The following is a 22399-nucleotide window of genomic DNA, read 5'->3' on the forward strand; positions in this document are numbered from 1 at the left end:
GCGGCCGCCGCGGACGAGGGGGCTCGCGATGATCCGGACGACGACCGCGAGGGGCGCCGGTGCGCTGCTCGCCTGCGGGGCGGGGCTGCTCGCGCTGAGCGGCTGCACGGGAAGCGCCGACGAGGGGACGGCCCCGACGACCGCTCCACCGCTGGCCTCGAGCGCTCCGACGCCGAGCAGTGCCGTGCCGACCGCGAGCGCCGGCAGCGCGACTCCGCTGCCCACCGCGACCCCGGCCACCGCCCTGCTCCCCTGCGAGGACCTGCTCACCGCCGAGGAGGAGGCGTCGCTCGCCGAGGACGGTCTCGCCCTCTCGCCCGAGACGACGGTCTACGACGTCGACTACCCCGTCGTGCAGGAGATCGCCGAGGACGGGGTGCTCTGCCGGTGGAGCGGCCAGGGCGACGTGTCGGTCGTGGTCGGGCAGCTGGCGGTCCCGGACGCGGAGTGGCCTGACCGGAGCGCCGCGCTCCTCGCGGACGGGTTCACCGCCGACGACACCGCGGCTCCGGGCTTCCTCGACGGGCCCGACGGACCGGACGAGAGCTACCCCGGCCGCGGCGTCCTCCACCGCGACGGCGTCCTCTACTACGTGAGCTACTCCGGGATCGTCGGCTCGATCGTGCCGCTCTCCGACTGAGGAGGCGGATCGACGACCCAGGGCGGGCGCCCGTGGTCGGCGCTGCTCCCCGTCGTCAGCTGCTCACCGTGGTGGTCGAACGACAGCGGGGCTCCCGCCTCGGCGCACTCACGGCCGATCAGGTCCATGGCGTTCCAGAAGTACTCGCTCGCTCGTCGATCCCCGGAGATCGCGGAGAGCAGATTGCTCGTGGCGAGACGAGCAGCGTCGGACGCGATCGAGTTCGAGGAGCTTCCGTCGAAGCCCTCGAGGGCTTCGCGAAACGGTGGACGCAGAACGGGATCGAGTTCCGGCGCGTAGTCGTTCCACGCGCGCTCGAGCGGGACGCAGGGAGCGGCCTGCTGATCGCCTCCCGGCTCGGTGCAGCCCACGAGGAGCAGCACGGATACGAGTACCGCCGATGAGGCGGTCGTGCGGTCCACCATCGTTCATCGCTCGATGTGCATCGTCCCCGTCGTGACCCGGACCGCGCAGGCCTTCTTGCGATATTCCGGGGCACTGGTCTCGAAGATGTGATCGCAGGTCGAGACGCCGGTGTACCACTTCACGCACCCCCCTTGAAACTCGTCCTCGCAGTTCTTGTTCGGCTGAATCGGAGCGGCCGAGGCCACCTGCGCCCCGAGAACCGACGTCAGCGCCAGCGCGACGACAGCGAGACCGGACCCGAACCACAGAGAACTCTTCATGACGTCTCCTCATTCGCCGGCAGATCCGCCGGGTCCTGGGACCGTATTCATCGCGGAGAGGATGTCGGACGGTCGGCGCGAACTCGACACATCGAGGCGCGGTCCGGGCCCTCGAGAAGGGGTAGCGTCGACAGGTGCGATTCCCGTGGCGTTCCCGAGACAGCGAGCGACTGCCGCGGGACGTGCTCGTGCTGGGGGTCGTCGCCTTCTTCGTGATGCTGGGGTTCGGCGTCGTCGTGCCGGTGCTGCCGACCTACGTGCGCAGCTTCGGCGTCGACTACACGGCGGTCGGCGCGGTCGTCTCGGCGTTCGCGCTGATGCGGCTGGTCGCGAATCCGTTCGTGGGGCCGCTGGTCGACCGGTTCGGCGAGCGGGTCGTGCTCGCCGTCGGCATCGGCATCGTCGCGCTCTCCTCGGCGCTGGTCGGCTTCGCCTCCGACTACCCGCACCTCCTCCTGCTGCGCGGAGTCGGCGGCATCGGCTCCGCGATGTTCTCCGTCGCCGCGATGACGCTCCTCCTGCGCACCGCGAGCCCGGAGCGGCGCGGCCGCTCGATCGGCTTCTACCAGGGCGGCTTCCTCCTCGGCGGCATGGCGGGCCCCGCGGTGGGCGGCGTGCTCACGGCGATCTCGCTCACGGCCCCCTTCTTCTTCTACGCCGGCACGCTCGCGATCGCGGGGCTCGTCGGGCTGATCCTGCTGCAGCGGCCGGAGCGCGACGCGGCACCGTCCGCCGCGGCTCGGACGAAGCCTCTGCGCGAGGTGGCCCGCGACCGCCGGTACCAGAGCGCGGTGCTGGCGAACTTCGCCCTCGGCTGGTCGGCGATGGGAGTCCGCGCGACGCTCGTCCCCGTGCTCGTCGTCGAGGGGCTCGGCGGGCAGCCCGCCTGGACCGGCATCGCCTTCGCGATCGCCGCGGTGGTGCAGACGATCGCGCTCGCGCCCGCCGGCCGCTTCGTCGACACGGTCGGCCGGCGCCCGGCGCTGATCGGCGGGTTCTCCGTCGCGGCGGTGGCGATGCTGGCGATGCCGTTCGTCTCGGAGCTGTGGCTGCTCGTCGTGCTGCTCTGCGTCTACGGAGCGGCGGCCGCCTTCATGGGCACGGCCCCGGGTGCGCTGGTCGGTGACGCCGCGGGCGAGCGCGGCGGCAAGCCGGTCTCGGTGTTCCAGGCCGCGTCCGACCTGGGCGGCGTGATCGGGCCGCTGCTCGCGGGCGCCCTCGCCGATGCCGCGTCGCCGACCGCGGCCTTCGCCTCCGCCTTCGTGCTGCTGGCGGCGAGCGCGCTGCTCGGCCTGCGGATCCCGCGCTCGCGGATCGCCTAGCTGTTCCGCCCGCGGGCGTCGACGGGCCAGACGGCGCCGCCGCCGTCGCGGAGGAGGACGCGGTACTCGTCGGCCAGGTTCACCGCGACGCAGACGTGGTTCGGCGCGATCCGCACGCGCGTCCCCACCGGGAGGTCGACTCCGGTGATCGTCGCATGGTGCTCCGAGAGCACTGGGATGCGCGCCTCCGGGTGCTCCGGGAGGCGGCCGAAGCCGCTCGAGGCCGCGCCGCGGTCGGAGGAGAGCACCTTGCTGCCCGCGTCGGCGATCAGGTGGTCGCCGCGGCGGGACACGATCGTGGCGAGGACGGTGACGGCGATGTCCTCGGGCGCCATCGTGCCGATCTCCCACTGCTGGGCGTCGCCGAGGGCCGAGACCCCGGGGCGCAGCTCCGTGAGCACCGAGGAGTCGGCGAACGCCGCCGAGGGGGTCGAGCCTCCGCTGACCACGCGGGCCTCGACTCCGGACGCCGCGAGCGACGCGACCGCCTCGGCGAGCCCGCGCGCCTCGTCGCGGGCGGCCGTCGCTCCGTTGCCGGCCGCGTAGCTGTGGCCGGGGAAGGTGAAGACGCCGGCGACGTCGAGCCCGGCTGAGACGGCGGCCGCGGCGATCGGGCCGGCCTCGGCGGGGAGCACGCCGCTGCGGTGGTGGCCGGAGTCGATCTCGACGACGACCTCGAGCCTCTCGCGCTCGGGCAGGGCCGCGGCCAGGCGCTCGGCCGACTCCGCCGAGTCGACGCCGACCCGCACGCGGGCGCTCGCGAGGACGTGGCGGAGCCGCCCGGCGCGCTCGGCGTCGAGCCAGAGCGGGTAGGCGATGAAGAGGTCGCGGATCCCTCCCGCGGCGAAGACCTCGGCCTCCGAGACGGTCGCGACGGTGAGCCCGACGGCCCCTGCGGCGAGCTGGCGGCGGGCGATCTCGAGCGACTTGTGCGTCTTCGCGTGGGGGCGGAGCGCCAGGCCCCGCTCGCGGGCCGCCGCGGCGACGGCGGCGATGTCGCGGTCGAGCACCGCCTCGTCGAGCACCAGCGCCGGAGTGGCGAGAGCGTCGAGCACGGCGGAGCGGGCGGAGGAGTCGGCGGCGGCGGCGGTATCGACGGTCACGCGCCGAGCCTAGGCCGCACCACCGGCCCTCGTCCCGCCGTGAGGGCGGCCTCGGGCCGGTCCGCCGCCGGTCGTCGAGCCCAGCGGAAGGCCCCGCGGATGGATCCCGTCGAGCAGGACACCTCGTCGACCTCGGAGGCGGCCGCGCCGCTCCGCTCCGACACCGTCCTCCGGATCGCCCACCTCTCCGCCGGGACGCTCGCGACGACGCTCCTAGGCTTCGGCGTGGTCGGGCTGAGCACTCTCGTCCACTGACCGTTCATCCTCCGCGGGATGCGGGGAGGACCCCGGCGCTGCCAGGCTGAGCGGATGACTCCGCAGTCCTCCCGCCTCCGGCCCTTCGGCCCGTCCGGCGCCACCGTCACCCGGCTGACCCTCGGCACCTCCTGGCGCCCCGAGCGCGTCGCCGACCTCGATCGGGTGCCGGCCCTCGAGCGCGTCCTCGACTCCGACGCCGCCACCCGCGCCGTCTCCGTCGTCGACACGTCCAACGAGTACGCCGGCGGCCACAGCGAGCGCCTGATCGGCGAGGCCCTGCAGGCCCGCGGCGGCGTCCCCGCGGGGATCACCGTGGTCACCAAGCTCGACCGCGACCCGAGCACGGGCAGCTACTCGGCCGAGCGGATGCGCCGCAGCCTCGACGAGAGCCGCGAGCGCCTCGGGATGGACGTCCTCCCCCTGCTCTACCTGCACGACCCGGAGCGCATCTCGTACGACGAGGCCTTCGCCGAGGACGGCCCGGTCCGCGCGCTCGTCGCGATGAAGGAGGCGGGCGTCGCCCTCTCGATCGGGATCTCCGGCGGACCCGCGCCGATGCTGCGCCACTACGTCGACACCGGCCTGTTCGACGCTGTGATCACCCACAACCGCTTCACGCTGGTCGACCGCTCCTCCGAGGAGCTGATCGACGCGTCCGTCGACCGCGGCGTGATCGTGGTCAACGCGGCGGTCTACGGCGGAGGCGCCCTCGCACGCTGGCCGGAGCCGGTCGCCTCCTACGCCTACCAGCCGGCGCCGCGCGAGATCGTCGACGCCGTCGCGGCGATGGGAGCGGCCTGCGACCGGGCGGGCGTGCCGCTCGCCGCCGCCGCGCTGCAGTTCTCGACGCGCGACCCCCGCGTGACGACGACGGTCGTCGGCGCCACTTCCGCCGAGCACTACGACTCCTTCGTGGCCGACGACGCGCTCGAGATCCCCGACGCGCTGTTCGAGGAGCTGGAGTCGCTCGCTCCGCCGAGCACCGTCTGGCAGGACGCGCCCGGGGCGACCTGGCCGCGCTGATCCGGGCATAGCCGGGCTCTCCTCCCGGTTGGAGCACGTGACCCCCTCCGCGAGAAGCCGTCGGCGTGCGCCCTCATCGGCGTATCGCGTACCGAAGCGGCGTTCCGCGGAGAAGCACGACAGGAGAGACATGACCGACACCGCCTTGTTCCAGCCGCTGACGCTCCGCTCGAGGACCGCGCGCAACCGCCTCTGGGCGGCGCCGATGTGCCAGTACTCGGTGGAGGCGCAGGACGGCGTGCCCACCTCGTGGCACCTCGTGCACCTCGGCGGGCTCGCGCGCGGCGGATCGGGCGTCATCATCGCGGAGGCCACCGCCGTCGTCCCCGAGGGGCGGATCAGCCCCTGGGACACGGGGCTGTGGAACGACGAGCAGCGCGACGCCTGGGCTCCGATCGTCGATTTCGTGCACGGGCAGGGCGCGCTCGCGGGCGTGCAGCTCGCCCACGCGGGCCGGAAGGCGTCGACCTACCGCGAGTGGAGCGGACGCGGATCCGTGCCGCTGGAGGACGGCGGCTGGCCGACCGTCGCTCCCTCGGCCGTCGCGTTCGAGGGCTACGCGGAGCCGCGCGAGCTGGCGGCGGAGGAGCTGCCCGGCCTCGTCGAGGCGTTCCGCGCCTCCGCCCGCCGCGCCGCGGACGCCGGCTTCGACGTGATCGAGCTGCACGCCGCGCACGGGTACCTGCTCCACCAGTTCCTGTCGCCGCTCTCGAACACCCGCGAGGACTCCTACGGCGGCTCGCTCGAGAACCGGGCGCGCCTGCTGCTCGAGGTCGTCCGCGCGGTCCGCGCCGAGATCGGGGAGCTCGTGCTGCTCGTCCGCTTCTCCGCGACCGACTGGGCCGAGGGCGGCTGGACACTGGAGGAGACGATCACCGTCTCGGAGTGGGCGCGCGCCGAGGGCGTGGACCTCTTCGACGTGTCGACCGGCGGACTCGTGCACGCCAGCATCCCGGTGGCGCCGCTCTACCAGGTGCCGTTCGCGCGCGACCTGCGGAAGGCGACCGGTGCGCTGGTCGGCGCCGTGGGACTCATCACCACGGCGGAGCAGGCGGAGGGCGTGGTCGCGAACGGCGACGCCGACGTCGTGCTGCTCGCCCGCGAGCTGTTGCGCGACCCGAATGCTCCGGTGCGGATGGCGCACGAGCTCGGCGCGGACCTGCCGGTGCCCCCGCAGTACACCCGGGCCTGGCGCTGAGCCTTCAACCGCGAGATGCCACCTGTGCGCACGCCTCGCGGCGTGTCGTGTGCACAAGTGGCATCTCGCGGAGGAGAGCGGTCGGGCTCCCCGGAGGAGAGCGTCAGCTCTCGGAGGGCTCCTCGGGAGCGTCCTCCTCGGGGTTGAAGTGCGAGTCTCCGGAGACCCCCACCGCCAGCCCGTCCTCGGAGTGCGGGATGGTCCCGTCGTCGCCGAGACCGTTCGCCTTCTTCTCGCCTTCGGACGAGGTGGCTGCGTCGGTCACGGCTCAGGCCTCGACGTCGCCGCGCCAGGCACCGTCGGGGGTGCCCTGCTTCTCGATGTACTCCTTGAAGTTGTTCAGGTCCTTCTTCACGGCGTGGCTGCCGGCGCCGACGAGCGAGCCGAGCGTCTCGAGGAAGCCCTTCGGCTCCCAGTCGAGCTGCACGGTGACGCGGGTCTCGGTGTCGGAGAGCTTGTGGAAGGTGACGACGCCGGCGTGGTCGGTCTCGCCGCCGGTGCTGTTCCAGGCGACGCGCTCGTCGGGGTGCTGCTCGGTGATGTTCGCCTCGAACTCGCGCTCGACGGGGCCGACCTTCACCTTCCAGACGGTGAGGGTGTCGGTGACCTGCTGGATCGACTCGACCTCGTCGAGGAAGCGCGGGAACTCCTCGAACTGGGTCCACTGGTTGTAGGCGACGGACACGGGGACGTTGACGTCGACGGTCTCGATGATCTGCGGCACGGTGGCGCTCCTTGCTGTCTCACTCGGTGTGCGGCGTTCCGCTGCTGCGGTCGTCACGCTCGACGTTAGGCGGGAGCCGCCTGGGAGCGCACCGGGTTGCGGACTCCCTCGAACGTGGTAAGCGGGCGCGTCGCTCCGGCGCGCAAGCAGAGACGGCTCCGGCCGGCGCCGAGCCGCCGCCGTGCGCGCTGGGACGGCCGCGGGCGGGCCGCGTCCGGACGGCACGGCGGCGTCTCGGGAGCGGCAGGACGGAGCTGGCCGCGGTCAGCGGTCCTGCGGGTCGCCGCCGAGCTGGCCGATGGCGGGGAGGGGGCCGCCGTCGTCGGCGCCGGTGCGGCGCCAGCGGGCGATGGCGTTGCCCAGGTGGTAGATCACGAGGGCGGCGCCGGCGCCGAGGACGATGCCGCCGAGCTCGAAGCCGCCGGAGGAGAACGAGAAGCCGGCGATCGCGATCACGAGGGAGACCGCGGCGGTGTACTGGTTGACCGGGCGCGAGAAGTCGACGCGGTTGTCGATCCAGATCTTGATGCCGATCACGCCGATCAGGCCGTAGAGCGCGGTGGTCGCGCCGCCCAGGACTCCGGCCGGGATCGAGTTGAAGACGGCGCCGACCTTGGGCGAGAGGCTGAGCAGGATCGCGGTGACGCCGGCGACCCAGTAGGCGGCCGTCGAGTACACGCGGGTGGCCGCCATCACTCCGATGTTCTCACCGTAGGTCGTGGTGCCGGAGCCGCCGAAGGCGCCGGAGAGGGTGGTCGCCACGCCGTCCGCGATCAGAGCCCGGCCGGTGCTGGCGTTGGCGGAGGCGTCGGTCATCGTCGCGACGCCGCGGACGTGTCCGACGTTCTCGGCGATGAGGACGAGCACGACCGGCAGGAACATCGCGATGCCCGACCACGTGGATCCGGAGGCGAAGTCGGGGAAGGTGAACGGCGGCAGCCCGAACCAGTCGGCCGCACCGACCGCGGAGTAGTCGATCTCGTTCCGCAGCAGGGCGACGACGTAGCCGATGACCACGCCGAGGAAGATCGAGACGCGGCCGAGGAAGCCGCGGAGGAACACGCTCGACAGGATGATCGCGGCGAGCGTGATCGTCCCGGTGATCGGCGCCTGCTTGAAGCTGAGGTACGCGGTCGGAGCCAGGTTGAACCCGATCAGGGCGACGATCGCGCCGGCGACGACCGGCGGCATCAGCCTGTCGATCCAGCCGAGGCCGACGACCTGCACGAGGACGCCGACGGCGGCCAGGAGGAGGCCCACGGCGACGACTCCGGCGAGCGCCGACCCCGTCCCTCCGACGGCGGTCGCGGCCGTGACGGGCGCGATGAACGCGAAGCTCGAGCCGAGGTAGCTGGGGAGCCGGTTGCGCGTGATCAGGAGGAACAGCAGCGTCCCGACTCCGGAGAAGAGCAAGGTCGTGGCGACCGGGAACCCGGTGAGCACGGGCACGAGGAACGTCGCTCCGAACATGGCGACGACGTGCTGGATTCCGATGGCGATCGTGGCCGGCCAGGCGAGCCGCTCGCCGGGGGCGACGACGGCGCCGGGCTCGACGGTGCGGCCGTCTCCGTGCAGGGTCCAGATGGGCATGGGGCTCCTCGGCGGGGAAGGGAGGCGGGGGTCGACGTTCACAGTAGCGAGGGGTCTGGCCGTGCCGCGGCACCCGACCTACGATCGGGCCATGGACGGAGCGCGGCGTCTCGGCGAGGAGGAGTTCTCCGCGCACCTCGCCGAGCGGGTCGCGCGGATCCGCGGGTCGTTCGGCGACCTCCCGCTCTGGGCGGTCTCGGGCTGGAGCGGTCCGCGGCTGCTGGCGGAGTGGACGCTGACGGGCGGCCCGCGGGGGCTCTCGTTCCTCGCCGACGACGCGGTCCCGGGCGGGCCGGGGCCCTCCGTCGAGATCCGCACGACCCTCGGCGATCCGCGTCACGACGTCGCGCTGCTCTGCTGCCGGGAGGAGGCGCCCGTCTCGTTCGTGCAGCCGGAGGCGCTGCCCGCTCCCACGCGGATCGCGGAGATCCCGGTCGACGGGGCTCCGGAGCCCTTCGAGGTCTGGGAGGGAGCCGGCGCGGTGCGCGCGGCCGCCTGGGTGCGGGGGCACGTCCTCACGCTCGAGTGCCGCGGAGTCGATCTGGACGCTCTCGCGTTGAACGAGGTGGACGACATCGAGCCGTTCGTGGCCGGCTGGCTGGAGTTCGTGGGCGCCTCGCGGCGTTGAGCGCCGACCCGCACTCCTTCGGTGCTGGGAGAGCGCGGAGTCCCGCTCGGCGCGCCGGTGAAAGATGTGCGCCGATCCCGGACAGGAGGGAGCATGAGGCACATGCCAGCTCCCCTCGCGGGTCCCGACCGGTTCGCCGCGGTCGCCGCCGCGGTCGCCGATCCCGTCCGCCGCTACCTCTGGCGGCGCACCGACTCCGCCACCGCCGACGACGTGCTCGCCGCGACCCTCTCGGTGCTCTGGCGCCGCAGCGCCGACGTGCCCGAGGACGACCCGGTGCCGTGGGCGATCGGCGTCGCCCGGCTCCAGCTGCAGAACGCCCGGCGGATGCAGCGCCGCCAGGTCATGCTCGCCCAGCGGATCGCGGTCGTCGATCCGCCCCAGGTGCAGATCGACGAAGGCGAGGCGTCGGGCGCGGAGGAGACCGTGCGCCTCGTGCTCGCCCGGATGCGCGAGCAGGACGCCGAGCTGCTGCGCCTCTGGGCGTGGGAGGAGCTCGACGTCCGCGGGATCGCCGCGGTCCTCGGAGTCACGGCGAACGCCGTCTCGATCCGCCTGCACCGCGCGCGGCGCCGCTTCGCCGAGCTCTACGACTCCACCGACCCGCACGCGCCCGAAGGGGGACTCCGATGACCGGAACCGACGACGAGGACGTCCGCCGCCTCCTCCGCACGGTCGACCCTGCGCGGAGCCTCCCCGCGCTCGACCGCGACGAGCTCGCCGAGCAGATCGCCGCCGCGACGGGCGAGGGCACGCGGACGGTCCACTCCCGCCGCCGCTCCCCCTGGCTGATCGTGGGAGTCGGCGCGCTGAGCGCCGGGGCCGCCGCCTCCCTCCTGCTGCCCTTCGCGCTCGGCGTGGGCGGGGGCAGCACCTCGACGCTGATCCTGCCGAGCACGGGCGGGCCGATGGCCGCGTGCTCGCCGGTGACGGCCGCCGCGCTGGCCCCCGCTCAGCTCGCGTTCCGGGCCGAGGTCCGCTCGATCGACGGGAGCACCGTCACCCTGCACGTGCTCGAGCGCTACGCGGGCGAGGTCGGCGACGGCGTCACGGTGACCCAGGGCAGGGAGACGGCGGTGGACGGTGCCCCGATCGTGTTCGAGACCGGGGTCGACTACCTGGTCGCGGCCGACGGCGACACGATCCTGACCTGCGGCCTCAGCGGTGAGAGCTCCCCCGAGCTGGCGGCGCTGTACCAGGAGGCGTTCTCGCGGCAGTAGGCGGAGGCGGGCAGCGTCCAGGGCGGGCGGTGGCAAGGGCCTCCCCGATCGGGGGGAGCGGCGCGCAGGCTGAGGCCTGGGCCTCTCGGTCCTCCACTCCGGTCGCCCGGCGGCGCCCGCGGGCCCTCGGCGACACCGCCCCGCCCGCCCCGCAGGAGGCCCGCATGCCGGTGTTCCGGCTCCTCGAACCGCTCCATGCCGCCGGTGTCGCGCTCGCCGACCTCGCGAGCGATCGGCTCCGCCTCCACGGCGACGGCTCCGACGTCCGCATCACCGCAGTGACCGTCGCGCACACCGAAGCGGGCCCCGGCGCCCTCTTCGCCGCGCTCCCCGGGAGGAGGAGCCACGGGGCCCGGTTCGCGGCCGACGCGGCGGCGGCAGGAGCGGTCGCCGTGCTCACCGACGCGGGCGGGCTCGACGAGGCGCGCGCCTCCGGACTGCCCGTCCTCCTCAGCGACGACCCCCGCACCGCGCTCGGCCCGGTCGCCGCGCAGGTGTACGGCACGAGGAGCGGACCGGTGCTCCTCGGCGTGACCGGCACCAACGGCAAGACCAGCACCGTGCACCTCCTCGACGCGATGCTCCGGCAGCTGGGCGTCGTCTCGGGGCTGAGCTCCACCGCCGAGCGCCGCAGCGCCGACCACGTCGTCGCCAGCCGCCTCACCACGCCCGAGGCCTCCGAGCTGCACGCGCTCCTGGCCCGGATGGCGGAGGACGGCGTCGAGGCGGCGGCCATCGAGGTCAGCGCCCAGGCGCTCGTGCGCTCCCGGATGGAGGGGATCGTGCTCGACGTCGCCGGGTTCACCAACCTCAGCCACGACCACCTCGACGACTTCGGCGACCTGGACGAGTACCTCCGCGCCAAGCAACGCCTGTTCACGCCCGAGCGGAGCCGGCGCGGCGTCGTGGTCGTCGACACCGAGGCGGGGTGCCGGGTCGCCCGCGAGGCCTCCGTCCCGGTCGTCACGCTCTCGGCCGGGGACGGAGCCGACTGGCGGATCGACGTGCTCGAGACCGCGGTCGACCGCACCCGCTTCCGACTCACCGCCCGCGACGGCTGGTCGACGATCACCTCCGTCCCGCTCCTCGGACGCCACATGGCCTCGAACGCGGCCCTCGCGCTGGTGATGCTGATCCAGGCGGGCCACGCGCGCGACCGGGTGGCCGATGCGGTCGTCTCCGGGATCGACGTCACCGGGCCCGGGCGGACGCTGCTCGTGTCCGGCGCCGACGGGCCGCGGGTGTTCCTCGACTTCTCGCACACGCCCGACTCGGTCGCGCGCACCGTCGACGCCCTCCGCGAGGTGACGCCCGGCCGTGTGCTCGTCCTCCTCGGCGCCGACGGCGACCGCGACCCGAGCAAGCACGCGCCCATGGGCCGGGCCGCTGCCGAGCGCGCCGACCTGGTGATCGTCATCGACCACCACCCGCGCTTCGAGGACCCCGCGCGGATCCGCCGCGCCCTGGTCGACGGCGCCCGCCGCGTCGAGCGCTGCGAGGTGCTCGAGATCGCGGAGCCGGCCGACGCCGTCCGCGCCGCGCTGCACCGGGCCGGCCCGTCCGACTCCGTCCTCTGGGTCGGCCCCGGCGACACCGACTACCGCGTGGTCGGCGCCGACGACCTCCCCTACTCGCCCCGCGCCGACACGGCCCGCGCGCTGGCCGAGGCCGGCTGGAGCGTCGACCTGCTTGACTGACCGGGTGTTCTCGACCCTCCCGGTGCGCCGCGTGCAGGCCCGACCCGAGCACCCCGCCGACCTCGCGCTGTGGCCCGCGACGCTCGCGCCGGTGCGGCAGGTGCTGGCCGAGGGCTGGGATCTCGGCCAGGTGACGGTGATCACCGGCGAGAACGGCTCGGGCAAGTCGACGCTGCTCGAGGCGGTCGCCCTCGCCTACGGGCTGAACGCGGAGGGCGGATCCACGGGTGCGATGCACTCCTCCCGCGCCTCGGAGTCGGACCTGGCCGAGCACCTCCAGCTGGTCCGCGGGGCCGGGGCGTCCAAGCGCGGCTTCTTCCTCCGCGCCGAGACGATGCACGGCTTCTTCAGCTACCTGGAGGAGGTGGGGATCGACGGCGGGTACCACGAGCGGAGCCACGGCGAGTCGTTCCTCGACATCGTGGCGAACCGCTCCCGGATCAGCGGGCTGTGGCTCCTCGACGAGCCGGAGTCGGCCCTCTCGGTGTCGGGCTGCCTCGCCCTGATCGGGCAGCTGCGCGATCTGGTCGCCGGCGGCTCGCAGGTCGTCCTCTCCACGCACTCGCCGATCCTCGCGGCCCTCCCCGGAGCCGACCTCTACGAGCTCGACGAGACGGGCCTGCGCCCCTGCCGCTACGACGACCTCGACCTGGTGCGGACCTGGCGCGGCTTCCTCGACCAGCCGGCCCGCTTCCTGCGCCGGCTGGAGTAGGTCGGCGGGCGCTCAGCCGCGCCGGAACGGGCCGTCCGTGTTCACCACGAAGGGAAGTACGTCGGCAGGCAGCCCCGTTCTCGCGCATCTCGAGCCGCCCGGGCGAAGCCCTCCTCCGGCACGAGCACTGTCAGGCCGCGGAGGCCGCCGTCGGCCGGGCGACCCGGGGCGCCCAGCCCACCGCGATCGCGGCGCCGGCGAGCGCGAGCTGTCCGAGCGGCGGCAGGATCGCCGAGACCAGGGAGCCGTCGCCGCCGGACGTGACGAAGGTGTCGGCGACCGACATCCCGAAGCCGAACCCGGCGAAGAAGCGGAAGACGACGGCGCCGGCGACCAGGGCGAGCATGAGCACCGCGATCCGCCGCGGAGTGAGCGGCGACCTCCGGCCGACGAGGGCGCCGGCCGTCACGACGATCGCGGCGGCCGTCCAGAACGCGGCCCACCCGGTGACCCAGATCGCGTGGGAGCCGAACTCGAAGCCGTCGCGCTCGGACATGGTCGCGTAGATCTCCGCCAGGGCCACGCCCGGGACCTTCGCCTGGGGATTCCAGACCAGCAGATCGACGGCGCCCACCACCGTGACGCTCGCCACGAGCGCGAGGCCCGCGAGGGCGACGGGGAGGCGCTGAGCGCGGGTCGCCGTCCGCGGTGCGAGGGCGATGGTCCGCGAGCCGCCGAGGACGATCGCCCCGCAGACGAGTCCGGCGAGGGAGACGGGCAGGCCGACGAGGGCGAGGGGTCCGGGGAGGAGGAGGCCGGCCGCGGTGAGCACCGGGCCGACGACGGCCGCGACCAGGGAGATCCGCGCGAGCACCGTGCGGGCCGACGCCGCGGCGCCGAGGAGGTGGATCGCGCCGAGGACCGCGACCGCGACGGCGGCGACGAGCACCGCGGTCTGCACGGCGCCGACGGCGGCCAGGGCGGTGTCGGAGGCGGCACCCGGCTCGGGGACGATCCCGCCGCCGGTCAGCGCGATGCCGCTCAGCATCAGCGCGGCCGCGGCGAAGAGCGCGAGTCCGCGGCGGGCGAGGCGGCGCGGGAGCGTGCCCCGCGCCTCGCCGGTGTGCGCGGGCAGGTCGCGGTCGACGCTCACCAGCAGGGCGAGCGCTCCGAGGACGACGCCGCGCCGGCGCAGTCCCAGCTCGGCGGCCCCGGCCAGGTCGGCCCGCCACTCCTCGAGGTAGCGCTCGCGGGCGAGCGGGGGCAGCAGCAGCGACAGGAGCCGCAGGAGCGCGCTCATGCGGTCGCCTCCGCCGCTCGCGGCGCCGTCCGCGCGGTCGACCGCATCCGCTCGACGGCGGCCAGGGCTGCCGGGGCGCCCTCCGCGGTCAGCTCGTAGAGCCGGCGACGCGGGCCGCTCCGCTCGCTCGCGGCCTCCCACTCCGAGACCACCCAGCCCGCTCCCTCGAGCCGCTCCAGGATCGGGTAGACGCTGCCCGCCGGTCGCCCGGTGGCCTTGATCACGACCATGCCCCAGGTCGGGCCGTCGGCATCGAGGAGGGTCCGGAGGACGTCCGCGGTGGCGGACGTGAGGCGAGGGAGTGGCTGCACAGAAGCGACGCTACCTATGTAGAGATAGCGGAGTCAATCGGATCGCCTCCGTGCGTACGGGCGATACCACTCCACTCCCCGGCCGCGGTCGGGCCCTCAGCCGTGCGACGACTTCGCCGCCCCCGTCCGAGGAGGACCGGAGTCGGTTCCGGCCCCGCCGCCCTGATCGGCGAGATCGGCGCCCTGATCCTCCGATGACCAGGGCGGGATCAGCTGACGCATCACCCTTCACGGCGGGACGTCGCCGAGCAGACGAGCACAGGCGCGTCCGCCTCCGCCATCCGGTCGTCGACCCCACAGCAGCCGCGGACACGGCCGCCGGACCCCGCACGCAGAACGTCGGCCGAGAGCAGCCGCCCCCACCCTCGGGGGACGGCGGGCACTCTCGGCCGACGTTCTGCGCGCGAGCGCGGGGACTACTTGCGGAACATCCGTGCCGTGGTCTCGAAGAGGCCCTTCACGGGGCGCTGCTGCTCGCCCTGCTGGGCGCCGAGGACGATGATGACGGCGGTCAGCACGGGGATCGCCCACTGGGTGACCTTCTGCACGCGGAGGGCCGTGGTCAGCTCCTGCGAGTTCTGCTCCGACGCCTCGGTCACCCCGGGGGCGCCCTCGTCGGCGTGCTTGGCCTGCGTCGCTCCGGCGACCGCGGCGATCACCGAGGCGGCGCCGGCGAGCCCGGTCACGACGGTCTTGACGACCGTGTTCGTGCGGCTCTCCTGCTGGTTGGCCAGGCGGGTCTTGTTGGCGAGGACGAGTCCGATGCCGCCGACGCCGTGGGCGGCGATCGCGGCGAGCTGCACGGGGGTCCAGCGGGCCCAGCCGTTCGACGAGAGGCGGAGGCGCTCCGCCGGGTCGGACGAGGTGGACGCGGCGCCGTTCAGGCCGACGGCGCCCATGAGCGAGCCGCCGAACCAGGCGGCGGCTCCGAGGTCGTGGAGACTGCGGACGAGGGTGTTGCGGGAGGGCATGTGGGCCTCTTCTCTGCCGGCGGCGGACGCCGGCGGCGGTCGGCTGGTGCGGACTCCTCCGACGCTACGCGCGCCCTGGAACCGCGCACGGGGCTTGACCTCTCCCCCTCCGACACGCTCCGCTGGAGGTCACCGACCGACCCGAGGAGCCCCGCGATGCCCACCGACGACGAGAAGCGGACGACCCGCGACGAGTTCCACGACGCCGTGAACATGACCGCGAAGGAGCTCGAGGAGTGGCTCGGCACCGACGAGTCGAAGGAGGTCGGCCAGAAGCCGGAGGGCGGAGGCGAGTCCGTCGGCCACGAGAGCGGGCGCCGCATCGTCGAGCTGCTCGGCACGAAGCAGGCCGACCTGAGCGACGACGACTACGCCCACATGACGAAGGTCGTCGGCTACGTGCACCGGCACGCGAAGCAGCGTCCCTCGGGCGATGTCACCGAGACGAAGTGGCGCTACTCCCTGATGAACTGGGGCAACGACCCGCTGAAGGGCTGACCCGGTCCGAGAGCTGCGCTCAGCACATCCCGAAGAGGTTGCAGAGGGCGCCGCGGTCCTGGATCGACTCCATGCCGCCCGGCTTCTGCACCTTCGGCAGCTCGTAGGAGGCGGCGACCGTCTGCACGCCGGCGGACGAGGCGGTCTGCACGGGAGCGGCGGCAGGAGCAGCGGCGGGAGCGAGGACGGCTCCGAGGGCGAGTGCGGCGGCGGCGAGGATCGGGGCCATGGTCGTTCTCCTGTGATCGAGGGGTGCGATCGGCTCGACCGCTCCACCAGCATGGCGACGCCCCGTCGCACCGCTCCTGTACGAAAGACCAGTCCGCCCTTGTACGGAAGGCCGACGGGGCTCGGAGAAGGCTTCGGTACCCTGGTCCCGTGGTGGGGACGACGCGGTGGACGAACGACGTGCGGACGCTGCCCGGCGGCTGGATCACCCGGTCCCTCCTCCTCGGCTCCTTCACGCTCCTCGTCGTCATCGACCTGATGGGCGGCAGCGTCGACCTCACGTCGGTCCGCGGCTGGATCGAGCTGGCGCTCCCCTACCTGCCGCTCCTGGCGCTGCTCGCCGGCGCGATCCCCGCGGCGGTCTCGCTCTACCTCGTCTACGCCGTCGTCCTGATGCTCGGCGCCCCGCCGCTGCTGCTCGCGGCGCTGATCTTCCCGACCATCGTGGTGGTCGGCTTCGTCACCTTCCTCCTCCCCTGGCGCGCGGGGCTCGTCTTCGTGCTCGGCACCCTCGTCCTCCTGCCCGCGGTGCTGCTCGTCGACCGCGCCATGGGCACGGCCGTCTACGTCCTGGGCGCGTTCGTCCTCTTCGGCGGCACCGCCGGGCTGGGCCTGAACGCCTTCCGGGGCCGCAGCGAGCGGAGCGAGCGCCGGGCCGACCGCATCCAGGAGGAGCAGGCGCGGATCCGCAACGAGGAGCGGACCCGGCTCGCGCACGAGCTGCACGACATCGTCGCGCACGAGGTCACCATCATCGCCATGCAGGCCCGCCGCGCGACCTCGGTCGAGGACCCGGCCAAGACCGAGCGCATCCTCGAGAGCATCGGCGACGCGGCGCAGCAGGCGCTGCAGGATCTGCGGAGCCTCGTGACGCTCCTCCAGGACGAGGACGAGGCAGGCGCTCCCGCCCGCGGCGACTCCGACCTGCTCGGGACCCCGGAGGTCTCGGGCGCCACGACCACCGCCGTCGGCTTCGTCCACGACGTGCGGAACGTCGCCGACGCGATCGAGCGCGCGGGCTTCCGGGTCCGCCTCGACGTGGCGGGCTCCGTGGCGCAGGTGCCCGCGAGCCTCCGCCAGGTGCTGCGGCGCACGGTCCGGGAGCTGGGCACGAACGTGCTCAAGCACGGCGACACCGCCGGTGAGGTGCAGCTCCGGCTCGAGGTGTCGGGGGGCGAGGTGCAGCTGAGCTCCTCCAACGCGATCGCCTCCGCGGCTCCGATCGTCTCCTCGCACCTCGGGATCGAGGCGATGTCGGCCCGCTGCGCCGTCTTCGGCGGGCGGCTGGATGCGGGAGCCCGCGGCGGCCGCTGGACCACGACCATGACCATCCCCCTCGAGGGCCGGGCGTCCGGTGCGCTCGTCGCGGGGGCGACCGACGAAGGACGAGAGCGATGACCCGCGTGCTGCTGGTGGACGACGAATCGATGACCCGCGAGATCCTCCGCGACTACCTCTCGCAGGACCCGGCGATCGAGGTGGTGGGCGAGGCCTCCGACGGGAGGATCGCGGTGCAGCAGGCGGCGACGCTCCAGCCCGACCTGATCCTGATGGACATGCAGATGCCGGTCATGAACGGCGTCGCCGCGACCGAGCGGATCCACGCCGAGCACCCGGGCATCGCGATCCTCGGGCTCAGCACGTTCACCACGGACCGCTACGTCGTCGACCTGCTCCGCGCGGGCGCCTCCGGCTACCTGGTCAAGGACACGAAGCCGCGGGAGATCATCGCGGCGGTGCACGCGGTGCTCGCGGGCGAGTCCGTGCTCTCCGCCGAGGTCACGCGCCACGTGGTGAAGGGGCTCGAGGAGTCGGTGCCGGCGGAGACGGTGCCGGACCCCGATCTGCTCGAGGCGCTCACCGAGAAGGAGCTCGAGGTGATCCGCCTGCTCGCCCGCGGGATGAGCAACCGCGAGATGGCGCAGGAGCTGTTCGTCACCGAGTCGACCGTGAAGGCGCGGTTCGTGAAGGTGATGGAGAAGCTGGGCGTGCGCGATCGGGTGCAGATCCTGGTCTCGGCGATCGAGCACGGGCTCGTCGACCTGGGGACGCGTCCCGGCCGGAGCTGATCGAGCCCGCCGGATTCAGCCCCAGCCGACCACGTCGGCGACGGGCCGCACGAGCCCCGCGACCGCCCGCTCGAGCGCACTCTCGTCGACCGCGGCGAGCGCCGGCTCCGGATCGAGCACCAGGGCGCCGCCCCAGCCCATCACCTCGTACTCCACCAGGGTGCGCGCGAGCGTCTCGGGCGACCGCCAGGCGCGGAGGAGGTTCGCCCGCGCGAACGCGTGCGCGGCGCGTGCTCCCTCCCCGTGCGCGGCGCGGCCGTCGAGGACGGTGCGCAGCACGGTCTCGAGGGTCGGGATGCCCTGGCCGGCCGGGGAGACGACCTGCCAGGTGAGGGAGGGGCGGCTCGAGCGCAGGCCCCGCGCGACCTGGGCGACCGCATCGCCGCCGGCGGAGCGCAGTGCGGCGGGGACGAGCGGCTCGGCCCCCGCGGTGAGGCGGCACAGCGCGAGGAATGTCGCGGCGTGGCCGACCTCGCCGGACGGGTCCGCGCCGGTGACGATCGTGCTCTCGTAGCCCTGCTCGCGGGACTGGTGCAGAGCGCTCGGCAGCGGAGCCGCGGCGGGCACGGAGACGGGCCGGGACGTCTCGCAGACGGCGCGTTCGGGCCCGACCACGGCGAGCACCGGATCCCCGGCTCCCTGGGCGCGCTCGAGCGTCAGGGCGGTCCAGGCCGCGGCGCCCTCCGGAGGGAGCACCGCGGTGAGGCTCTGCGCCCCGGCCGTCGCCGTCCACGCGAGCGAGACCGCTCCGGGGGGAACGGCCGAGCGGAGGCGGGCAGCGCGGTCGGGCCCGTCGTCTCCGGCCGGGTCGCGCCAGCCGAGGGCGACGACGGCGAAGCGGGAGCGCTCGTCGACGACGGCGAGCGGGGGTGCGGCGGTCATGGGCTCCTCCTTCCTGGAGGGGTGGAGGCGGCGGGAACGCCCAGTGCGGCGAAGGGCTGCTCGGCCAGGCGGGCCGCGGCGTCCGCGAGCAGCGGGCGCGGCGGCCGCGCGGCGAGGGAGTCGACGAGCTCGCCCGCGAAGCCGGGCGCACCGCGCAGCAGGGCATCCCGGGCGACGGTGCGGGCCAGACGCTCGTCGTCGTGCACCAGCCGCTCCGCACGCAGCACCGCGCGATGCCGGGCGTGCTCGAGGGCGGAGTCGTCGCTCACCGCGAGGGCGCGGAGGCGGTGCCACGGATCGACGGGCACGGCGGTGTCGTCGACCAGCACGAAGAGGTCGTCGGCGACAGTGTCGCCCGGGCCGAAGAGTCCGGCGCTCGCGTCGAGTCCGGCCTGCGCAGCGAGCGCCTCGGCGGCGATCAGGTCGCCGAGCAGCTCGTCGGAGACGCGGGTCGACGGCGCGGCGGCGGTCGCGGCGAGCCGGCGGGCGGCGGGCTCGGCGCGGTACTCGGGGCGGGCCGTCCCAGGTGGGACGGCGACCGGTCCTGCCGCGCGATCGGGCGCCTCCGCGAGGGCCGCGACCAGGCGGTCCAGGAGCCGGGCGGGGTCGTCGGCCGTGACGCCGACCAGCACGGAGCCGGCCGGGCGGTAGTGGCGCCGGTGCAGCGCGCGCAGGACGGGCTCGGTCGCGCGGCCCTCGAGGTCGAGGTCGCCGCTGCCGTCGTGCGCGTTCGGGGCGTCGGCCCAGTAGCGGGCGGTCAGGTGCGGCCACGGCAGCACGCCGCCCGGAGCGGGGGCGAGGCGCGCGGCCCGCTCAGAGGCGACCGCGCGGATCTGCTCCGCGATCTGCTCCGGCCGGAAGGCGGGGCGGAAGACCTGCTCGACGAGCCGCTCCGCGATCACGGTGGCCGACCCGGGAGAACCCGTCTCGAAGAACTCGGAGTAGTCGAGGTGCGTGTGACCGCCGAGGACGCCGCCGCTCTCGGCGACGCGGGTCTGCCGGACGAGACCGGCGACCCCCTCGCTGTCCTGGTAGACGAGGTGCTCGATCAGGTGCAGCATCCCCTCCTCGCCGTCACGCTCGTGGCGCATGCCGGCGGGCACGGCGAGGGCGACCGAGTCGTTGCGGACCTCCGGCCGGTGCACGACGAGCGCGCGGGCGCCGGAGGGCAGGGCGGCGGACAGGGTCGGGACGTCGCGGGCGCTCATTCCGCCCGCTCCCCCAGGTGTGCGGCGGACAGGCGCAGCAGCAGCCGCGCCTGATCGCTGCTGGCGCCCCCGGAGCGGTGCCAGTCGACGGCGTGCTGGGCCAGCCGGAACGCGGTGCCGACCCGCAGCAGCTCGGCGTCGTGGTCCTCCTCGAGCGAGAGTCCCCGGCGGAGCGCGTCGAGGGCCGGGCGGAGCGCGGGGTGGAAGGCGTGCAGCTCTGCGAGCTCCCCGAGCACCCAGGCGGCGTCCCAGACCGGGTCGGCGAGCCCGACGTCCTCGCCCGTGAGCAGAGCGACGCGGGTCCCGTCGACGACGAGGTGGGCGAGGCCGGGGTGGCCGTGAACCACGACCGCGGCCGGCGAGGCGACGACCGTCTCCGCCCAGTCGGCGAGCTCGAGGAGACCGCCGGCGCCGAGCTCCTCGGCGGCGGGCGCCCAGCCACCGGCGAGCCAGCCGCGGGCGCGCTGCAGCGGACGCGGAGGGAGCGGCTCCCCGGCGGGCCGGGCGCCGTGGAGCGCGTCCAGCGCGCCCTTCCACTCGCGGCCGACGGAGACGAGCGCCTCCTCCGACAGCTCGTGGAGGAGCGCGGGCAGCAGGGCGCGGGCGGTGGTGCGGTAGCGGCGGATCGACGGGTCGGCGCCTCCCGGCACGATCCGGGGATCGGGCGCTGCGAGGTGGACGGGCACCGGCGAGAACGGCAGCGGCGCCTGCTCTCCGAGGCGGCGGGTCCAGACGGTGGTCCCGTCGGGTCCTTCCGAGAGCTCGGTGACGAGCAGCCCGGTGACGAGGGCCCGCGGAGGGGCGGTGGTGCTCACGCCGACCTCGCCTCCTCCGCGGCCGCCGGTGCCGTGCGCAGCGACTCCAGGTGGCGCAGCACCGCGGGGAACGCGGGCGGCACCCAGGCGAGCGCCGTGTCGCTGGACTCGCTCGGCCCGGGCACGGGGTCGATGACGGTGAAGTTGGCCGGCTCGCGCAGCAGCGCGAGGGTGGACTCGACGACCGGGTTGCCGAGCGCCCGCGGCGGCAGCGACGGAGCGATGCACACCGGCGCCTCCGTCGTGAGGGCCGCGAGCAGCGACGGGGAGTCGGTGATGCCGTGCGCGAGGCGCGAGGCGTAGTCGAGGGTGGCCGGGTAGATCAGGATGAGGTCGGCCCACTCGGCGAGGTCGACATGGGCGACGACGATCTCGTCGTCCCAGCGGTCGTCCTGGATCCGGCCGCGCAGTCGCGACTCCAGGTTGTGCCGGGTGGTGAAGCGGTAGGCCGAGTCGCGGACGAGCACGCGGAACTCGGTCGCCGGAGCGGCGGCGCGCGCCCACTGGATCCAGTAGGGCATGACCTGGGTCATGGCGGAGCCGGTCAGGACGAGGGCCACCCGGGAGTAGCCGAAGCGGCCGAGCGAGAGGTCGGAGAGTGCGGCGCTCTGCGCACCGGGCGGGGTGGTCATGGCGGTCTCCTCAGAGGGCGGCGGGCGGGAGGGCGGATCGGGTCGCGGCCGGCGGTGAGGACGGCGGCGGACGGGCGGACCGTGCCCGCGGAAAGGGCGGACGGGGATGGGCGGACGGCGCGAGCGGACGGCGCGAGCGGACGGCGCGAGCGGACGGCACGCGCCCGGGAGGGGCCGGGGCGACGCGGTCGAGGACCGGTCGCCCCGTGCCCGTCAGCACCCTGCGGTGAGGGTGACGCCGATGATGACGCCGGCGCAGAACGGGGTGGTGGCGGGCGCCTCGGAGGCGGCGTCGGTGCCGATCTCGTCGGCGGCGGTGAAGGTGTCGTGGGCGGTGGCGAGGTCGGCGAGGTCGGCGGGCTGGACGGTCTGGGCGGTGATGGTCGACATGGTGTTCTCCTTGGATGAGTGGTGGCGGCGGATCCGCCGGGTCGTGCGGGGAGTGGTGCGGGTGGTCCGGCCGGAGGGCCGGGGAGCGGGTGCTGCGGGAGCACCCGGGCGGGAGGAGGGCCGGGTCAGCAGCCCGCGCCGAGGGTGGCGCCGACGATGATGCCGACGCACAGGGGCGTGGTGGCGGGCGCCTCGGTCGCGGCGTCCGAGCCGAGCTCGTCGACGGTGGCGAAGGTGTCGTGCGCTCCCGCGAGGGCGGTGAGGTCGGCGGACTGGGCGTCGGTGGAGATGGTGGTCATGATGTGTCCCTTTCGTGGAGTACCTCGGGCTGAGGTGGTGGTCCCCTCGGGATCG

Annotated in this window: 29 protein-coding genes; 13 read left to right on the plus strand and 16 right to left on the minus strand. The window is 74.4% G+C overall.

Annotated features, from left to right (window positions below; genetic code table 11):
• Window positions 1-28 precede the first annotated feature (28 nt).
• Complete coding sequence (locus C5C59_RS10330) at window positions 29-640, plus strand: hypothetical protein (RefSeq protein ID WP_104237806.1); 612 nt, start codon at window positions 29-31, stop codon at window positions 638-640.
• On the opposite strand, the gene C5C59_RS10335 is transcribed toward C5C59_RS10330, so the two are convergent.
• Together C5C59_RS10335 and C5C59_RS10340 are read right to left on the minus strand one after the other, a co-directional pair.
• Complete coding sequence (locus C5C59_RS10335) at window positions 598-1065, minus strand: hypothetical protein (protein WP_104237807.1); 468 nt, start codon at window positions 1063-1065, stop codon at window positions 598-600. The two genes, C5C59_RS10330 and C5C59_RS10335, sit on opposite strands and share 43 nt — an antisense overlap.
• 3 nt (window positions 1066-1068) lie before the next feature.
• Entirely contained in the window at window positions 1069-1326 is a 258-nt protein-coding gene (locus C5C59_RS10340) for a hypothetical protein (protein ID WP_104237808.1), read from the minus strand.
• Window positions 1327-1460: 134 nt separating this feature from the next.
• Here C5C59_RS10340 and C5C59_RS10345 point away from each other — a divergent pair, with 134 nt between their 5' ends.
• Entirely contained in the window at window positions 1461-2648 is a 1188-nt protein-coding gene (locus C5C59_RS10345) for an MFS transporter (RefSeq protein WP_244229579.1), read from the plus strand.
• Here C5C59_RS10345 and C5C59_RS10350 read toward each other — a convergent pair.
• Window positions 2645-3751 (minus strand): alanine racemase, encoded by a 1107-nt coding sequence (locus C5C59_RS10350; protein ID WP_258062708.1) that lies wholly within the window; start codon window positions 3749-3751, stop codon window positions 2645-2647. The genes C5C59_RS10345 and C5C59_RS10350 overlap by 4 nt on opposite strands.
• A 99-nt stretch (window positions 3752-3850) precedes the next feature.
• Here C5C59_RS10350 and C5C59_RS17285 point away from each other — a divergent pair, with 99 nt between their 5' ends.
• From C5C59_RS17285 to C5C59_RS10360, 3 genes are all read left to right on the plus strand, one after another.
• Entirely contained in the window at window positions 3851-4006 is a 156-nt protein-coding gene (locus C5C59_RS17285) for a hypothetical protein (protein WP_181133447.1), read from the plus strand.
• Window positions 4007-4060: 54 nt separating this feature from the next.
• Entirely contained in the window at window positions 4061-5032 is a 972-nt protein-coding gene (locus C5C59_RS10355; protein WP_181134878.1) for an aldo/keto reductase, read from the plus strand.
• A gap of 130 nt (window positions 5033-5162) precedes the next feature.
• Window positions 5163-6230 carry an NADH:flavin oxidoreductase/NADH oxidase gene (locus C5C59_RS10360; RefSeq protein WP_104237810.1) on the plus strand — a complete coding sequence of 356 codons (1068 nt, stop codon included), beginning with the start codon at window positions 5163-5165 and terminating at the stop codon, window positions 6228-6230.
• A gap of 103 nt (window positions 6231-6333) precedes the next feature.
• Here C5C59_RS10360 and C5C59_RS17290 read toward each other — a convergent pair whose 3' ends face one another.
• The 3 genes from C5C59_RS17290 to C5C59_RS10370 all read right to left on the minus strand — a co-directional run bounded on the left by C5C59_RS17290 (window position 6334) and on the right by C5C59_RS10370 (window position 8544).
• Window positions 6334-6495, minus strand: a complete 162-nt coding sequence (locus C5C59_RS17290; protein ID WP_181134879.1) for a hypothetical protein — start codon at window positions 6493-6495, stop codon at window positions 6334-6336.
• 3 nt (window positions 6496-6498) lie between these two features.
• Window positions 6499-6954 carry an SRPBCC family protein gene (locus C5C59_RS10365; RefSeq protein ID WP_104224157.1) on the minus strand — a complete coding sequence of 152 codons (456 nt, stop codon included), beginning with the start codon at window positions 6952-6954 and terminating at the stop codon, window positions 6499-6501.
• A 264-nt stretch (window positions 6955-7218) separates the two neighbouring features.
• Window positions 7219-8544 carry a uracil-xanthine permease family protein gene (locus C5C59_RS10370; RefSeq protein ID WP_104225956.1) on the minus strand — a complete coding sequence of 442 codons (1326 nt, stop codon included), beginning with the start codon at window positions 8542-8544 and terminating at the stop codon, window positions 7219-7221.
• Between the two features lie 91 nt (window positions 8545-8635).
• Here C5C59_RS10370 and C5C59_RS10375 point away from each other — a divergent pair, with 91 nt between their 5' ends.
• From C5C59_RS10375 to C5C59_RS10395, 5 genes are all read left to right on the plus strand, one after another.
• Complete coding sequence (locus tag C5C59_RS10375) at window positions 8636-9172, plus strand: hypothetical protein (protein ID WP_104237811.1); 537 nt, start codon at window positions 8636-8638, stop codon at window positions 9170-9172.
• Window positions 9173-9274: 102 nt separating this feature from the next.
• Complete coding sequence (locus C5C59_RS10380; protein WP_160033683.1) at window positions 9275-9805, plus strand: RNA polymerase sigma factor; 531 nt, start codon at window positions 9275-9277, stop codon at window positions 9803-9805.
• The gene (locus tag C5C59_RS10385; RefSeq protein WP_104237812.1) at window positions 9802-10392 is read left to right on the plus strand and encodes a hypothetical protein; all 591 of its coding nucleotides are present in this window, start codon (window positions 9802-9804) and stop codon (window positions 10390-10392) included. Before C5C59_RS10380 ends, C5C59_RS10385 begins: the two co-directional genes overlap by 4 nt.
• A 164-nt stretch (window positions 10393-10556) precedes the next feature.
• Window positions 10557-12089: a Mur ligase family protein gene (locus C5C59_RS10390; RefSeq protein ID WP_104237813.1), complete on the plus strand. Its 1533-nt coding sequence runs from the start codon at window positions 10557-10559 to the stop codon at window positions 12087-12089.
• Window positions 12090-12093: 4 nt separating this feature from the next.
• On the plus strand, window positions 12094-12801 hold the full coding sequence (locus C5C59_RS10395; protein ID WP_258062709.1) for an AAA family ATPase: 708 nt from the start codon (window positions 12094-12096) through the stop codon (window positions 12799-12801).
• Window positions 12802-12931: 130 nt separating this feature from the next.
• Here C5C59_RS10395 and C5C59_RS17295 read toward each other — a convergent pair whose 3' ends face one another.
• The 3 genes from C5C59_RS17295 to C5C59_RS10410 all read right to left on the minus strand — a co-directional run bounded on the left by C5C59_RS17295 (window position 12932) and on the right by C5C59_RS10410 (window position 15323).
• The gene (locus C5C59_RS17295) at window positions 12932-14041 is read right to left on the minus strand and encodes a hypothetical protein (protein WP_181134880.1); all 1110 of its coding nucleotides are present in this window, start codon (window positions 14039-14041) and stop codon (window positions 12932-12934) included.
• Window positions 14038-14352, minus strand: a complete 315-nt coding sequence (locus C5C59_RS10405) for a PadR family transcriptional regulator (RefSeq protein ID WP_104237814.1) — start codon at window positions 14350-14352, stop codon at window positions 14038-14040. The genes C5C59_RS17295 and C5C59_RS10405 overlap by 4 nt, the downstream gene beginning before the upstream one ends.
• A 416-nt stretch (window positions 14353-14768) precedes the next feature.
• Window positions 14769-15323, minus strand: a complete 555-nt coding sequence (locus C5C59_RS10410) for a hypothetical protein (protein ID WP_104225093.1) — start codon at window positions 15321-15323, stop codon at window positions 14769-14771.
• A 156-nt stretch (window positions 15324-15479) separates the two neighbouring features.
• Here C5C59_RS10410 and C5C59_RS10415 point away from each other — a divergent pair, with 156 nt between their 5' ends.
• On the plus strand, window positions 15480-15821 hold the full coding sequence (locus C5C59_RS10415) for a DUF3140 domain-containing protein (protein WP_104237815.1): 342 nt from the start codon (window positions 15480-15482) through the stop codon (window positions 15819-15821).
• 19 nt (window positions 15822-15840) lie between these two features.
• Here C5C59_RS10415 and C5C59_RS10420 read toward each other — a convergent pair whose 3' ends face one another.
• A complete protein-coding gene (locus C5C59_RS10420) occupies window positions 15841-16050 on the minus strand; it encodes a hypothetical protein (RefSeq protein WP_104237816.1) in 210 nt (69 codons plus the stop codon).
• Window positions 16051-16199: 149 nt separating this feature from the next.
• Here C5C59_RS10420 and C5C59_RS10425 point away from each other — a divergent pair, with 149 nt between their 5' ends.
• Together C5C59_RS10425 and C5C59_RS10430 are read left to right on the plus strand one after the other, a co-directional pair.
• Window positions 16200-17447 (plus strand): sensor histidine kinase, encoded by a 1248-nt coding sequence (locus tag C5C59_RS10425; protein WP_258059356.1) that lies wholly within the window; start codon window positions 16200-16202, stop codon window positions 17445-17447.
• A complete protein-coding gene (locus C5C59_RS10430; protein WP_104225096.1) occupies window positions 17444-18118 on the plus strand; it encodes a response regulator transcription factor in 675 nt (224 codons plus the stop codon). The genes C5C59_RS10425 and C5C59_RS10430 overlap by 4 nt, the downstream gene beginning before the upstream one ends.
• Window positions 18119-18133: 15 nt before the next feature.
• Here the strand turns inward: C5C59_RS10430 and C5C59_RS10435 are convergent, their stop codons facing one another.
• The 6 genes from C5C59_RS10435 to C5C59_RS17305 form a co-directional block, all read right to left on the minus strand.
• Entirely contained in the window at window positions 18134-19000 is an 867-nt protein-coding gene (locus C5C59_RS10435) for a hypothetical protein (protein WP_104225097.1), read from the minus strand.
• Window positions 18997-20208 carry a pitrilysin family protein gene (locus C5C59_RS10440; RefSeq protein WP_104237817.1) on the minus strand — a complete coding sequence of 404 codons (1212 nt, stop codon included), beginning with the start codon at window positions 20206-20208 and terminating at the stop codon, window positions 18997-18999. The genes C5C59_RS10435 and C5C59_RS10440 overlap by 4 nt, the downstream gene beginning before the upstream one ends.
• Window positions 20205-21023, minus strand: a complete 819-nt coding sequence (locus tag C5C59_RS10445) for a hypothetical protein (protein WP_104237818.1) — start codon at window positions 21021-21023, stop codon at window positions 20205-20207. The genes C5C59_RS10440 and C5C59_RS10445 overlap by 4 nt, the downstream gene beginning before the upstream one ends.
• A complete protein-coding gene (locus C5C59_RS10450; RefSeq protein ID WP_104225100.1) occupies window positions 21020-21655 on the minus strand; it encodes a flavoprotein in 636 nt (211 codons plus the stop codon). Before C5C59_RS10450 ends, C5C59_RS10445 begins: the two co-directional genes overlap by 4 nt.
• A gap of 213 nt (window positions 21656-21868) precedes the next feature.
• Complete coding sequence (locus C5C59_RS17300; protein ID WP_181134881.1) at window positions 21869-22045, minus strand: hypothetical protein; 177 nt, start codon at window positions 22043-22045, stop codon at window positions 21869-21871.
• Window positions 22046-22170: 125 nt separating this feature from the next.
• The gene (locus C5C59_RS17305) at window positions 22171-22344 is read right to left on the minus strand and encodes a hypothetical protein (RefSeq protein ID WP_181027122.1); all 174 of its coding nucleotides are present in this window, start codon (window positions 22342-22344) and stop codon (window positions 22171-22173) included.
• Window positions 22345-22399: the final 55 nt, after the last annotated feature.

It is taken from the genome of Rathayibacter sp. AY1F4 (genome assembly GCF_002931775.1).
In the GTDB taxonomy this organism is placed as follows: domain Bacteria; phylum Actinomycetota; class Actinomycetes; order Actinomycetales; family Microbacteriaceae; genus Rathayibacter.